Source organism: Rhizobium mesoamericanum STM3625, from assembly GCF_000312665.1.
GTDB classification, from domain to species: Bacteria; Pseudomonadota; Alphaproteobacteria; order Rhizobiales; family Rhizobiaceae; genus Rhizobium; species Rhizobium mesoamericanum.
This window is the reverse complement of record NZ_HF536778.1, coordinates 449257-462711: the sequence shown is the minus strand read 5'-3', so window position 1 is coordinate 462711 and position 13455 is coordinate 449257. Positions and strand designations below refer to the sequence as shown.

At 59.0% G+C, this 13455-nt stretch carries 14 protein-coding genes; all 14 read left to right on the top strand.

Annotation, left to right across the window (positions count from 1 at the left end; all coding sequences use genetic code 11):
• Window positions 1-26 precede the first annotated feature (26 nt).
• The 14 genes from BN77_RS30820 to BN77_RS30755 all read left to right on the top strand — a co-directional run bounded on the left by BN77_RS30820 (window position 27) and on the right by BN77_RS30755 (window position 13143).
• A complete protein-coding gene (locus tag BN77_RS30820; RefSeq protein ID WP_028747003.1) occupies window positions 27-254 on the top strand; it encodes a hypothetical protein in 228 nt (75 codons plus the stop codon).
• Window positions 251-1657, top strand: a complete 1407-nt coding sequence (hxsB, locus tag BN77_RS30815; RefSeq protein ID WP_007539717.1) for a His-Xaa-Ser system radical SAM maturase HxsB — start codon at window positions 251-253, stop codon at window positions 1655-1657. The genes BN77_RS30820 and hxsB overlap by 4 nt, the downstream gene beginning before the upstream one ends.
• The gene (gene hxsC, locus BN77_RS30810; protein WP_007539715.1) at window positions 1654-2739 is read left to right on the top strand and encodes a His-Xaa-Ser system radical SAM maturase HxsC; all 1086 of its coding nucleotides are present in this window, start codon (window positions 1654-1656) and stop codon (window positions 2737-2739) included. Before hxsB ends, hxsC begins: the two co-directional genes overlap by 4 nt.
• On the top strand, window positions 2736-3329 hold the full coding sequence (gene hxsA, locus BN77_RS30805) for a His-Xaa-Ser repeat protein HxsA (RefSeq protein WP_007539714.1): 594 nt from the start codon (window positions 2736-2738) through the stop codon (window positions 3327-3329). The genes hxsC and hxsA overlap by 4 nt, the downstream gene beginning before the upstream one ends.
• Window positions 3330-3481: 152 nt before the next feature.
• Window positions 3482-4147 (top strand): DUF433 domain-containing protein, encoded by a 666-nt coding sequence (locus BN77_RS30800; RefSeq protein ID WP_007539712.1) that lies wholly within the window; start codon window positions 3482-3484, stop codon window positions 4145-4147.
• A gap of 270 nt (window positions 4148-4417) precedes the next feature.
• Window positions 4418-5182 carry a DeoR/GlpR family DNA-binding transcription regulator gene (locus BN77_RS30795; protein WP_007539709.1) on the top strand — a complete coding sequence of 255 codons (765 nt, stop codon included), beginning with the start codon at window positions 4418-4420 and terminating at the stop codon, window positions 5180-5182.
• A 263-nt stretch (window positions 5183-5445) separates the two neighbouring features.
• Window positions 5446-6501, top strand: a complete 1056-nt coding sequence (locus tag BN77_RS30790) for a Gfo/Idh/MocA family protein (RefSeq protein WP_007539707.1) — start codon at window positions 5446-5448, stop codon at window positions 6499-6501.
• A complete protein-coding gene (locus tag BN77_RS30785; protein WP_007539704.1) occupies window positions 6498-7490 on the top strand; it encodes a carbohydrate kinase family protein in 993 nt (330 codons plus the stop codon). The genes BN77_RS30790 and BN77_RS30785 overlap by 4 nt, the downstream gene beginning before the upstream one ends.
• A gap of 212 nt (window positions 7491-7702) precedes the next feature.
• Window positions 7703-8545 (top strand): sugar phosphate isomerase/epimerase family protein, encoded by an 843-nt coding sequence (locus tag BN77_RS30780; RefSeq protein WP_100248116.1) that lies wholly within the window; start codon window positions 7703-7705, stop codon window positions 8543-8545.
• The gene (locus BN77_RS30775; protein WP_007539700.1) at window positions 8545-9366 is read left to right on the top strand and encodes a PIG-L deacetylase family protein; all 822 of its coding nucleotides are present in this window, start codon (window positions 8545-8547) and stop codon (window positions 9364-9366) included. The genes BN77_RS30780 and BN77_RS30775 overlap by 1 nt, the downstream gene beginning before the upstream one ends.
• Window positions 9359-10468, top strand: a complete 1110-nt coding sequence (locus tag BN77_RS30770; RefSeq protein WP_007539698.1) for a Gfo/Idh/MocA family protein — start codon at window positions 9359-9361, stop codon at window positions 10466-10468. Before BN77_RS30775 ends, BN77_RS30770 begins: the two co-directional genes overlap by 8 nt.
• 19 nt (window positions 10469-10487) lie before the next feature.
• Window positions 10488-11357, top strand: coding sequence for an alpha/beta fold hydrolase (locus tag BN77_RS30765; RefSeq protein WP_157224565.1), 870 nt, complete (start codon window positions 10488-10490; stop codon window positions 11355-11357).
• A gap of 96 nt (window positions 11358-11453) precedes the next feature.
• Complete coding sequence (locus BN77_RS30760) at window positions 11454-12257, top strand: BtpA/SgcQ family protein (protein ID WP_007539694.1); 804 nt, start codon at window positions 11454-11456, stop codon at window positions 12255-12257.
• A gap of 94 nt (window positions 12258-12351) precedes the next feature.
• Window positions 12352-13143, top strand: coding sequence for an SDR family oxidoreductase (locus BN77_RS30755; RefSeq protein ID WP_244426298.1), 792 nt, complete (start codon window positions 12352-12354; stop codon window positions 13141-13143).
• Window positions 13144-13455: the final 312 nt, after the last annotated feature.

The following is a 13455-nucleotide window of genomic DNA, read 5'->3' as shown; positions in this document are numbered from 1 at the left end:
CTGGTTGCTCGTTCGGGCTGATATTCGTGACAATAGACATTGCGCCGATCTTCCGGCCCTATCTCGACGAAGCCATCGCACGCTTCTCTTATCTGCATCCTGACGTGGAAATCGCGACCACCGAGGAAGGCGTTGCACTGAGCAATTCCGATACGGGACTGATTGCCGAATTCCGGTATACGCTCTATCGCCAAAAGATCCATCGCGAGACCGACACGCTTCGCCGGGCGGTGATCGAAAGACTGCTGCGATGAACGTGATGCCGCTGAAGTTCCGGCCGGTGGGCGAGCAGGAATTCATCTTCTGCAACGACGCCGGCGGGTTCTTCCGGTCGAACGGAGCGTTCCTCGAACGCTACGTCCATGGCGACATGACTGCCGAGGACCGGGCCTTCCTCAAAACGAATGGGCACGCCTTCGATAACGTCAGCGACCTCGCGTACAACGCGTTCAGCTATCGATGGGCGAAGCGTCTTCACGCCCCTGCCGACCTCGACTACGTCATCCTCGTGCCGACGCTTCGCTGCAATCTCGCTTGTGCCTACTGCCAGGTCAGCCGCGTCAACGAAAACGCGCCCGGTCACGATTGGGACGCGGCGACGCTCCAGGCCGTCCTTCGCTGGCTCGACGGGCTGTCGACGAAGGCGATCAAGATCGAATTCCAAGGCGGCGAGCCTCTCCTTCGCCTGGATGTCTTGCAGGAGGTCCGCGACTTCGCGCGGCAGCGGTTCGACAAGGCGCAGTTCGTCGTCTGCACCAATCTCCAGGACGTTAGCGAGGCGGCCTGGGACTTCCTGTCGTCGGAAGATACCTTCGTCAGCACGTCGCTCGATCCCACCCGCGCGCTTCACGAACGCCACAGGACTTCGGCCGCCGCCGCAACAGAGCAGTTTCTCCGGAACCTTGCCCGCGCGACGAACGACGGGCCGGATCGCGTCTCGGCGCTGCCGACCTTCGATCTCGATGCCCTCCCCGATCCCCGCGAAGTCATCGACACCTACGCCTGCTTCGGCTTCCGATCGATATACCTGCGACCCGTCAATCATCAGGGCTTTGCCCGGAAACGCTTCCGGACGCGAGACATCAGCGCCGTCTGGAACGCCTATGTGCGCCGCTTCGTCATGACCCTCGTCGAATATAACGCGACGTCGGAGCGCCCGATGGAGGAGTTCTATTTCTCCCACTGTCTGCGGCGCATCGTGCGTGGCGGCCATGATGGCCACGTGGACCTCCGAAACCCCAACATTGTTGGGAGAGACTACGTGGTGGTCGACCACGACGGTTCGTTCTATCCGACCGACGAGGCACGCATGATAACCCGGCTGGGGCAGATCGACCTGCGCATGGGCGACGTTCATACGGGAATGGACTGCACGGTTGTCGACGCCCTGAACGCGGAAGCGCTCAACCTCTTCGATCCGGACTGCGTGCACTGTCCCTATCAGGCCTACTGCGGCGTCGACCTCATCGACGACCTTTCCAGATACGGGCGGATCGACCTGCCCCGTCACCTTACCGATTTCTGCCAGAGGCACACGGCGCTCTTCGATCTGGCTTTCGAACTGCTCTATTCCGACGATCCAAAGGTACGAAGATCGATCGCCCTCTGGTCCGGTCTTGATGAAATGGACCCTGAACTGACGAAGGTTCACCAATGATCGAGCTCCGCATCAAGGTCGATCCGTTTCCTCTCGTGGAACCTCTTGTGGTCAGGCTACGGGACGCGGCAAGCGGTCCAGGTCCGAACGACGCCGTCCTGATCGGCATGGAGGGATCGCGGCGGGAATACGATTTCCAGGGCTTCTCTCTGGCGCTCCATGCGGCGAGTGATCTCAAGCTCGACAACGACGTGATCATGATCGTGCCAGGACAAGCAAGCGCCCGGCGCCTGCTCAGAGCGGATTCGCAGCACAACACGTTCCTGGTCACCGAACAGTGCGACCAGTTGTGCCTCATGTGTTCGCAGCCTCCCAAGAAGCAGCATGTCGATCTGTTTTCCGAACTGGAGACCGCCGCGTCCCTAGCGCCGTCGAACGCCTACATCGGCCTGTCGGGAGGCGAGCCTCTCCTTCACAAGAGGAAGCTCTTCGACATGTTGTTGTCGCTGTCGAAGACGCGGCCCGACCTGATGTTTCATATCCTTACGAACGGCCAGCACTTCGGAGAAGAAGACATCGACACTTTGCAGGAGATCGGCGTCGAACGGATCCTGTGGGGAATTCCTCTTTATGCCGCAAATGCCGACGGCCACGATGCCATCGTCAAGAAAACAGGCGCCTTCGACCGGCTGCCCAAATCCTTCTCCATCCTGTTCGAATCCGGGGCCGCCATCGAGCTTCGAACCGTCGTCATGCAGCAGAATTACGACGAGCTGCCGGCACTGGCTGGGTTCGTCGGCACTGCCCTGCCCTTCCTCGAGCGCTGGGCTATCATGCAGCTTGAAAACATCGGCTTTGGCCGGATGAACTGGGATTCGAGCTTCAAGGACACCTCCACGGACTTTGGCAATGTCGCGCGCGCCATCAACATCGCCACGGCGCGAGATGTTCCAGTCCAGCTCTATAACTTTCCGCTGTGCTCGGTTCCGGCCCGCTACCGCCACCTGGCGCCGGCGTCGATCTCCGACTGGAAGAACAAGCAAGAACCCTTCTGCGCAGACTGCTCGTCGAGGCAGCGATGCGGAGGCTTCTTCGAATGGTATGACCACAAGAAAGGGTTCAGGGGGCTGGGACCGATATGAAACGACGCGTATTTCTCATTCCGTCGCTGCTCGCAGCAGGTTTCCTGCCGGCAAAGACCGACGCCATGCCGCTCGACCCGATCGTCAAGAAGCCCGACCCTCATTCGATCCTCGAGCGGCTCAAGATTCGGCATCTGTATTCGCTCGCCGGACACCGGTCCCATTCGAGCCATAGCTCCCACAGCTCGCATTCCAGCCACAGATCGGGCAGCGGTGGCGGCTATCTGCCGAGTACGTCCTACGCGAGCCCATCCTACAGCGATCCCTCGCCAGCTCCCGCACCACTCTATGCCGCCCCGACCTATTCGGCACCGCCTGTGCAATCACCGGTTCCGGACCCCGCTCCTGTCGCGCCGCGGCAGGCGGCACCCGTCAAGACGCTTCCGGGAAACTCGAACAAGTTCCGACAGGTCGTAATTCAGGTGCAATCGGGACTGACGGCTTATGGCTACTATGCCGGCGCACTGACCGGAGTCGTCGACAAAGAGACGCGCGCCGCCCTGAGCCAGATGCAGCAGGACAATAATCTCAAGGTGACCGGCACGATAACGGCCGAGGTATTGGATGCGTTCGGCATCGCGGTGCAGTAGCCCCGGACCCGGCCATGCTGACGAGTCCGAACGCCATGTTAGCAAGCGGTTCGCCCTCGTGAAACTGCTTGTAGATCCCGATCAGGCCGGCCTCTATTCAGGCTAGGGTGGCGCCTTCGATGAGCCTCCGTTACTATAAAATGGAGGCTCACATGCCCGCAGTGGCGGAAATGCTAAAGGTGAGCGAGGCTGCCGTTGTCTCGCGCGTGAGCCTGCGCGACGTCAATCGCGTCATCGACGAACACATCTTGCCGGGCGCGTTCGTTTCGCTAGACAGCGGTCGTCATGTCCTGGCCGGAGCCTGCTCGCTCATCGCGCTTTACTTCGAAAGCGCCCGCCACCTTACCTCGGAAGAACGCTTGTTTACCATCCGGACGGCAGAGGCCCGGCTCGCAAGCGCTCGCAGCCTTCCGTGGTCCGCCCTACTGCGTGAAGACTGGACCGTGCACCACGAGTTTCTGACGATCGATCTCATGCCCTTTATGAGGGGCGCGCGCGAACGGCTGGACGACCTCGCCGCGGCGCGAGAAGCCATGGCATCATCGCCCGACATCCTTGGTGGGACGCCGGTCATTCGTGGCACCCGCATTCCTGTCTATGATGTTGCCGCGTCCACAGCGGCAGGCGCTTCGACGGAACGCATTCTCGAAACGTGGCCTAACCTCGATGCAGAAAAGATCAGGCTCGCGACGATCTACGCGGAAGCCAATCCTTTGCGTGGACGTCCGCGTGTCTTCAGCGACCTTCACGAAGGATCGGTCATCCTCACGGATCGTTGCGTTCCCCACCGCGGTAGGCGAGATGAAGTTCCTGATTGATGAGTGCCTCAGTCCTGAACTGGCCAAGATGGCGTTGGAAAAAGGTTATGGTGAAACGAGCCATGCCGTTTGAACGAAACTCCGGTACGCCTTGCCGAAAGCGTAGCAGCGTGCGAGGGAAACTAAATCTTAGCCGGGCAGCGCGAATAGACCGTCTTTACAAGCGTTGTGTGGCAAGCCCTAACCTTCTCGATTGCGCACTTGACGACGCACCGCTAAGCAAAGAGGGTGTGATACACGAAAACGTGCAATGTGCGTCCGAGGACTAAAATGACAAATGGGGCCGAGAGACGTCGCCAAATGGTGGAGCGCGCTCAAAAGACGGGTTACGTTCCTTCGAAGATCATCGAGGACGAATTTGGGGTCGATAGCTCGACGATCCGGCGTGATCTCGCTCGTCTTGAAGCCGAGGGACTTATCATCCGTACCCAGGGCGGTTTCCTGCCAATCGAGACTAAGGAAGGGTTTGACTATCCTTATGAACCAAGACGAAAATTTCGCTCATCGGTCAAAGGGCAGCTCGGACAATACGCTGCGGGCCTGGTGAAGGATGGTCAGACTGTCCTCGTCGATAGCGGCTCGACCACATGGCACGTGGCAAATAGCCTCAAATCCAGGCAGAACCTGACCGTGATCACAAACGATCTTCAGATCGCAATGTTGCTCTCGGAATGCAGCAACATCAACTTGCACGTCACGGGCGGCGTACAGGTCGATACAGTCTATACGCTCGTCGGCCCCAACACGGTCGACTACATCAGTAAAATTCACGTCGACATCGCTTTCATCGGTGCCGAAGCCGTGGAGGCAGAGCTTGGCTTGAGCAATGTCAACGTCATCGAGGTGCCGGTGAAGCAGGCAATGATCCGCGCAGCCGATTGCGCCGTGCTTGTTGCCGATAGCTCAAAGCTCGGAAAACGGTCCCTTGCCCGGGTCTGCGGTATAGACGAGCTTTCGCAAATTATTACCGACAGTCGGATCGACGCGGAACAGCGCAAGGCCTTCGGCAAAAAGCTCCAAATCGTCGAACTGTAATACGTCGCTGGGCCTCCAGGGCAACCGAGCCGCCGCACTTGCGTTGGGAAAGCGGTTTGCGGGGATTGCTTATTTCGCAGACACGCTTCTCCCCCTCCCCTAGCTTCGGAGCTGCGATTACTTTGCGATATCCTCCGGGTTTGAGCAGAGGCTTATCGTTGCTAGATAGTGCACACTATCGTGCATTTATTGCTTGACTGCACACTATCGTGCATGCTTGATAGTAGCAACGAGATTTCGATCAATCGTTCCGGAGAGGCGAAGTGACAAAAGACAAGTTGAAACTGGGCGTGGTTGGTTGCGGCCGTATTGCCCAGGCGGCGCATTTTCCTGCAGTCCAAAAGGCAAGCAATGTCGAGCTGGCAGCGGTATTCGATCCAAGTGCACTGCTTGCCAAGGGCGCGGGTATGCGGCTTGGCGTTCCCGCCTATACCGAGCAGCAGGATTTTCTGAACGCCGACCTCGACGCCGTGCTGATTGCTATCCCTGACCGGTTCCACGTGCCGGTCTCCATCGCCGCCCTCCAGGCCGGCAAGCATGTTCTTGTCGAAAAGCCGGTCGCCGTAACCGCGTCGGAAGCGGAAACATTGATCGACGTTCTCGGCAAAACCGGCCTCCAGTTGCAGGTCGGCAGCATGAAGCGGTTTGATCCGGGCATTGCTCGCGCACGGCAAGTCATCGCCGCAGGCGACATTGGCCGGATCTTGAGTGCGCGTTGCTGGTATCGCGTGATGTCGGAGCTGCGTCCACCCGTCGAGGCAACCTTGTTTCCGGCCATGCTGGTCGATCAAGACGTGCGAAGCCGCGAGACGGCGCTCAAAGCTGCCAACCGGAAGACACATCTTCTGGCGACTCATGGGATCCATACTTTCGATCTGATGCGCTTCCTTCTCGGCGACTTTACAGTGTCGGCAGCAACTATGGCGGTCGACGGCGCCGATCACTCCTGGCACGGCATTGCAACAACGGAGGCCGGTGCTGCTGCATCTTTCGAAGTAACGGCAAGTGTTCATGCCGAATGGACTGAAGGCTTCCAGGTCTACGGCAGCAAGGGACATATCAGCGCCGAGATCCCTTTTCCCTTCTCACGCGCAGCCAGCAAGGTTCGCATTTTCCGAGCCGAGAACTCCAGCTACGAGGAACCGATCTTCGGCGATACGGACGCCTACAAGCTGCAGGTGGAAGCCTTTGCGGCAGCACTCCTCAACGGCCAGCCGGTTCAGCCGACAGCGCTTGATGGCCTAAAGGCGCTCGAAATCGTGGAGTCCGTCAATTTGCTCGCCGCTCGTGCCGAGCCTGATCATCGCAAGTCGGCATGATCGCCATGGGCAGCTCCTCCAAGGCGATTGCCGTGATCGGGAATGTTCAAGCCGACCTGGTAATGCGGCCGGTGGCAGCCTTGCCTCCCCCCGGCGAAGAGCGGTTCGTCGAGGACGTCAGCTTCCGACCCGGGGGCAGCGGCGGCATAACCGGGATGGTGCTTGCGGCAGCCGGAGCGCCAGTTCGACTGTTCGGATCATTAGGTAATGATCCGATCGGTGCGGTTATCCGTTCGATGCTCGCCGCGGTTGGGGTGCAAACTTCCGACATCACGTCGGTCGAGCAGCCGACTAGCATCACGGTGGCGCTGGAGGCAGCTGACAGGGAGCGGTCTTTTCTTACGTCGCGGGGTCATATGGAGACCTTCTCGAAGAGGGATCTCTCAGATGATGCGATGACAGCGCCGATCACGCTTCTGACCGGCTTCTTCACGACCCCGGCCCTTCAGCCCGACGTAGCCGAGCTCGCCAGGCAAGCGCGTCAGAATGGCAGCATCGTATTGTTCGACCCTGGCTCCGACCAGGCCGGCTGGTCAGGATCCGTCCGCGACATGCTCCTTGCTGTGATCCAGGAGTGCCACTGCTTTCTGCCAAACGAGGCGGAGCTACTGGCCCTAACCGGGCACGAGGACGTGATCGAGGCGTTGGAGGAAATGCGGCAAAGCTTCGCCGGAGCGGTGGTCGTGAAGATGGGCGCGAAAGGCTGCCTGGTTTCCGCAAGCACCAACGCTGCCGCCGTCGAGATCCGGTGTGTTCCGATTGAGGGGCCGGATACGACTGGCGCGGGAGACAGTTTCAACGCAGGCTTTGCGCTCGGATTATCCCGCGGACGAGACTGGGCCGGGTCAGCTCGACTTGGGACCGCGATTGCCTCAGCGGTCTTGAAGCAGCCGGCAATGCGGCGCTATCTCACACCTCAGGATCTTGAGAGGCTTGATGAGCCGCCCGGTCATGATGGGAACCAGGTCAAGAATTCTGCGCTGTTGTAGGATCCCTAACGCGGGCTGTACCAGCAGCTCGCCCTCCCGGGGGGATGGCGCGTCACCCGGCTCGCCATCCCTCTTCGCAAACATCGAAATATTGAACCTAGCAGGGTGACCCGAAACTTGAACACCGCCTTGACTCACCAAGCATGGTTATCGGCTGCCGCTCATCGCATCGGACGACGCCTACGGGCACCTTTAGAAAATGGACTGACAAATTGATCCACCTTGGAATCTTCGCCAAAACCTTCGATCGCAAGACAAGCGCCAGTCTTGCCGATGCAATCGCGCTTGCCGGCTATGAGTGCACGCAGTTCAACATGGCGAGCATAGGCCTCGATACCTTGCCGTCGGTCGTGGACGATGGTCACCTCGAAACCGTGCGGCGTGACTTCGCCGCGAGCAACGTGACCATTCCGGTTATCTCTGGCACCTACAATATGATCGCCCCCAACCCGAAGGTTGTCGAAGAAGGAAGACAGGGTTTCCGCGTGCTCGCCGAAGCAAGCAAAGCACTTGGCTACTCGACGATCACCCTTTGCACCGGGACCCGCCATGCCATGGACAAATGGAAAATTCATCCCGACAACGCCGGTGAAGAAGCTTGGAGCGCGTTCCGCGGCGAACTCGACCGGCTGATCGAAATTGCCGAGGCGCACGATGTTGTCCTTGGTGTTGAACCTGAGCCATCGAATGTCATTTCCTCGCCGACGAGTGCGCGGCGCCTCCTCGACGAAGTTGGGAGCAACCGCGTCAAGATCGTGTTCGACCCTTTCAACCTCGTTGAATGGAGCAAACGCGATTATGCGTCCGACACCCTGCTTCGGGCCTACGATCTCCTGGCAGATTCGACGTCTATCATTCATGCACAGGATATGCGCATCGACGGCAGGCCTTGCGCGCCCGGGACAGGCTTCATCGACTTTCCCAGGCTCCTCAACCTGTTTGTCCGAGGCGGCTTCTCGGGTCCAGTCATCGCCCATGGTTTCGATGAGAGCGAAGCCGCGTCGACCGCCGCATTTCTCTCCGATCTTCTTCCGTCAAAGGAGCCGGTCCGCTGATGGGAAAGGGCGCCACGCGTCACCTCTTTCTGTCGCCGCATCTCGACGATGCGCCATTCAGCTGTGCCGGGCTTATCAGAAAGCTGACGAGCGGTGGCGACGACGTCATTACCTCGACCTTCATCACCGCCGACGCCATTGGCGCGCTTACGCCACTCGCGCGCCGGTTTCATGGCGTCTGGAACCGCGGCGACCGTCCCTACGCGATCCGCCGGCAGGAGGATCGGCAGGCCGCAAATTTCCTTCGAGCGCGGTGCCGTCATGAGGGGTTTCCGGATGCGATCTACCGCACGGATGACAATGGGCAGCCGATATACAGCGATATTCCGCAGCTATTTGCCGGACTGAAGCTCGCCGACCAAAAACATGTCGAGGCGGCCAAAGCCAGGCTTGGCCAGATCATCGCTGAGGAACGTCCCGACATTGTTTATGCGCCGATTGGTATCGGCCGTCATGCAGATCATCTCATGGTGGTTGCGGCGGCCAAAGATGTCTGCCTCGGCCGTCAGACGCTCAGGCTTTACGAGGAATTCCCTTATCTGCTCGGGGAATTCCCGGCCGAACACCCGATAACAGTCGAACGCGGCCTCGAGCTCTCGGGTTGGCAACAGTCAGTCCCTGAATTCATCGACGTGGAGCTTGCGGCTCGGATCGAGGCCGCGCTGCTCTATCCGAGCCAGATCTCCGAAATCTTCGGCAACGATGCTGGTCTCGTCGAAGCGATGCGACGACATGCCGAGCGATACGAAGCGCGCTCCGGCAGGGAGAGACTGTGGACACCAGGATACCCAGCACCTTTTGAAGGAGGGTTTGATGCCTGACGATCGTGACAATGAAAGCGCACTTCGCGTTCTCGCGGTCGGGCTTGGCCATATGGGCATTTCGCACGCTGCGGCTATCACTCGCATCGACGGCTTTGAACTGGTCGGCATTTGCAGCCGCTCGGTGCTTTCCATGGAAGTGCCACCTGCCTTGTCATCCGTCGATCGCTTCAATGATTTCGACGAGGCCCTGAAAGGGCTTAAGCCAGACGCGGTCATCATCAGTACTTATCCCGACACCCATGCCGATTTCGCGATCAAGGCAATGCGGGCCGGAGCCCATGTCTTCGTGGAAAAGCCGATGGCGCGGAGTGTTCAAGAGGGTGAACACATGGTCGCCGTCGCCAAGGAAACACAGCGCACTCTCTATATCGGCTACATTCTGCGCGTCCATCCCTCGTGGCGCGAGCTCATTAGGCGCGGCAAAGAACTCGGCAAACCGCTGGTCATGCGGATGAACATCAATCAGCAATCAATTGGGCATTCCTGGACCTGGCATAAAAACCTGATGAAGTCCCTGCCCCCGCTGGTCGACTGCGGCGTGCACTATATCGACGTTATGTGCGAACTGACGGGAGCCAAGCCCGTTCGCGTCCATGGCATCGGCGCGCGGCTCACAGATGAGATCGCCGAGGACCAGTACAATTATGGTCAGTTGCAGGTGGCCTTCGATGATGGCTCGATCGGCTGGTACGAGGTCGGCTGGGGCCCGATGATGAGCGAAGTGGCCTACTTCGTGAAAGACATCGTCGGGCCAAAAGGTGCGGTCAGTATCACGATGAGTGAACAGGGTGACGCCGCCAATGAAGGGGCATCGACGACCGCGTCTTCGGACATCCTGAACCATGTGAAAACGAGCGCGCTGCGGATCCACCATTCTGCGCTCAATCCGGACAATTCCCTGAAACACGCCGACGAAATCATCAGGATGGCCGACGAGCCTGATCATGACGCACTTTGCGAACTTGAGCAGCGCGCGTTTCTCGGCGCCATCCGAACAGGCGCGATCGACACGCCGGACCTCACAGCTGCGGTGGACAGTCTCCGGGTCGTTCTTGCCGCCGACGAGAGTATCCGCACCCGGCGTCACATCGACCTCTAGGCAGAGAAGGTTGCCCGACTTGACGAACGATAGTTTCATCCGATCTCTCAGCGGTGCATCCCTGAATGTCGTCAGTCGCGGCAATCATGGGCTCCCCGTGTTGTTCCAGCACGGCCTCGGCGGTGACGCGCACCAGGTAGCGCGCATTTTCCCCGACGATGAACGGTTCGCTCTGACCACGATCGAATGCGCCGGGCATGGTGGCTCGTCCTGCCCGCAGCCGCGGGCCTTTTCGATAGAGGCCTTCTATCAGGACATGGAAGCATACTCAGCTGGGCGGTTCCCGCACGGCTTTGTTGTGGGCGGCATCTCGATGGGCGCGGCGCTTGCGCTTGCGCTTGCGATCCGGAACCCTTCGCGTGTGCACGGCCTGATCCTGGTGCGCCCCGCATGGTTTCTGGACAAATCTCCTGACAATCTCGAGCCGATCCGGGCAGTCGGCGAATTGCTGCGGAGATACCCGCGCAAGAAGGCTCTCGAGATCTTTGTTTCGAGCGATCTTGCGGCTCGGATAAGGCGATCAAGCCCAGACAACTACAGCACGTTGACCGATTACCTCGGAGAACACCAGCCTGAATGGCTTGGGAAACTGCTGTCGGACATCGCAGGAGACGGTGTGGAATTGTCTACCGAGCAACTTGCGGCCATCAAGGTTCCGACGCTCGTCATCGGCGTCGACGCGGACGACATCCATCCCTTCACGCTCGCCGAGAAACTCCATCGGTTGATCCCTGGCTCCCGGTTTGAAAAGGCGCCGCGGAAAGACGACGTTCACGCCAAACCCAGCTACGCCGAGCGGACAGCCGAGCTCATCCTAGGGTTTCTTGGCGAGATCGAAGAGCCAACGCCAGACAGGCGCGACAGCACCGCGGCCCTGACGAGAAATTAGCGTTGAACTGAATTCCTGCGGGGGCGGCCCGTTCGGCAGACACGACTCGTCATTTTACTGAAGACCATCAATCAGCAACACAAAGAGGAAAATCCGATGCAATGGCTCAAAGAAATCTTCCACGTTGATAAACCAATCATCGCCATGTGCCACCTCCAGGCACTGCCTGGCGATCCGGCCTACGATACGGCCGGGGGCATGAAAATGGTTATCGACAAAGCTCTTGCCGACCTTACGCACCTTCAGGACGGTGGCGTCGATGCGGTCATGTTCTCAAACGAATTCAGCCTTCCCTATCTGACGAAAGTGCGCCCGGAGACCACTGCCGCCATGGCGCGTGTGATTGGCGAGGTGATGCCATCGATCACGATCCCGTTTGGCGTCAACGTCCTTTGGGACCCCATCGCCTCGATCGATCTGGCCGCCGCGACCGGTGCACTGTTCATCCGCGAAATCATCAGCGGCGTCTATGCGAGTGATTTCGGCCTTTGGAATACCAATGTCGGCGATACCATACGCCACAAGATGCGTCTCGCCCCGGACTTGAAGTTGCTTTACAACATTGTTCCCGAGGCCGCCTCCTATCTCGGCAACCGAAACATCGTCGATATTGCAAAGTCCACGGTGTTCAACAATCGTCCGGACGCGCTTTGTGTCTCAGGTCTGACCGCTGGCGCCGAAACCGATACGCAGATCTTGTCGAGCGTCAAAGCCGCAGTTCCCGGTACCGTCGTGCTGTGCAACACCGGTTGCAGGCTCGAGAACGTGGAGCGCCAGCTATCGGTCTCCGATGGCGCGGTTGTAGGATCCACGTTCAAGATTGATGGTGTGTTCGAAAACGCCGTCGATCCGGCCCGTGTGAAGGCGTTCATGGATAAGGTGAAGTCAATTCGACATTAGGCCCCGGTCCCCGGTTTGAATGCACCCCGGGCTTGGGTCCCTACGCTCTCCCCTTGATCGGGTGAGCGAACCTGGGTCGACGCTTAGCGGTGACATGCAGGGGGCTCGCTCTTTTGCATGTTGCCGACCACAAGTTCCATCATTCTGGAGGATTGAGATGGTTTACCCCTTGAAAGACAAAGTCGCTCTGATCACTGGAGCAAGCTCCGGCATCGGACTGGCGACAGCGCGTGCATTGGCTGCGCAGGGCGCTCAGCTTGCCCTGACCGCTCGCCTGGACACTGAGTATTCGAAGCTCGTTGAAGAGTTTTCGGGCCGGGCCTCGATCGTGGCCGCCGACCTGTGTGAAGACGGAATGGTCGAAAAGGTGGTCGACGATCACCTTAGGACTTTTGGCCGAATTGATGTTTTAGTGGCCAGCGCCGGGATGTTCCATCAGGGCTATGTACCGGACGATGATCCCGAAATATGGGACAGACTTATCGGACTGAACGTCAACAGCGTCTTTCGGACAATCCGCCGCGTGCTCCCAAGCATGGTGGCACAACAGGCCGGTGATATTGTCGCACTTAGCTCCGTTTCAGGACATACGGCGATCCACCACGAGCCAGTTTACAGTGCGTCGAAGCACGCCATTCAGGCTTTCATACACGGCCTGCGCCGGCAAGTTGGGCAGCAAAACATTCGTGTGGGGGCTGTTGCTCCAGGTATCGTTTTGACAAAACTTACGGGCTACACGGACGAAGAACAAATAGCAGAAAAGGTCCGACTGGGTGAAGGCGTGCGAGCAGAAGACGTCGCTGACGCGATTACGTTCATGTTGTCGCGCCCTCGACACGTCACCATTCGCGACATGGTGCTGCTCCCGAGCAACCAGCCGATCTGACATTCGCCACGTCGAATGTGTGCTGTACGAATATTAGCCCTCCAGCTAATCACCGCAAACGACAAGACGTCTTCCTCGGGGGGCAGTTGGGGGGCGGATCACGCACCGCGTGCGCTCAGGGCGCGGAAACGAATACCTTGTCTTTCGAGTATGGTGCATGTTGAGACCGGCTGCACGATCTCGTGCAACAGTTATGACAACCTGCAGCAGATCGGCACATCATCCTCTTTTGGATCGCCTGGCAATCTTGTTCGCCGCTGGCATAACTATTCCCCGACGAGAGGCGTTCGAGGGGCCAAACTCACGGCGATG

Excerpts from the sequence above, each read along its gene's own strand:
- hxsB (WP_007539717.1), top strand. The coding sequence starts at position 251 with ATGAACGTGATGCCGCTGAAGTTCCGGCCGGTGGGCGAGCAGGAATTC.
- hxsC (WP_007539715.1), top strand. The coding sequence starts at position 1,654 with ATGATCGAGCTCCGCATCAAGGTCGATCCGTTTCCTCTCGTGGAACCT.
- hxsA (WP_007539714.1), top strand. The coding sequence starts at position 2,736 with ATGAAACGACGCGTATTTCTCATTCCGTCGCTGCTCGCAGCAGGTTTC.
- BN77_RS30800 (WP_007539712.1), top strand. The coding sequence starts at position 3,482 with ATGCCCGCAGTGGCGGAAATGCTAAAGGTGAGCGAGGCTGCCGTTGTC.
- BN77_RS30795 (WP_007539709.1), top strand. The coding sequence starts at position 4,418 with ATGACAAATGGGGCCGAGAGACGTCGCCAAATGGTGGAGCGCGCTCAA.
- BN77_RS30785 (WP_007539704.1), top strand. The coding sequence starts at position 6,498 with ATGATCGCCATGGGCAGCTCCTCCAAGGCGATTGCCGTGATCGGGAAT.
- BN77_RS30775 (WP_007539700.1), top strand. The coding sequence starts at position 8,545 with ATGGGAAAGGGCGCCACGCGTCACCTCTTTCTGTCGCCGCATCTCGAC.
- BN77_RS30770 (WP_007539698.1), top strand. The coding sequence starts at position 9,359 with ATGCCTGACGATCGTGACAATGAAAGCGCACTTCGCGTTCTCGCGGTC.
- BN77_RS30760 (WP_007539694.1), top strand. The coding sequence starts at position 11,454 with ATGCAATGGCTCAAAGAAATCTTCCACGTTGATAAACCAATCATCGCC.
- BN77_RS30755 (WP_244426298.1), top strand. The coding sequence starts at position 12,352 with ATGCAGGGGGCTCGCTCTTTTGCATGTTGCCGACCACAAGTTCCATCA.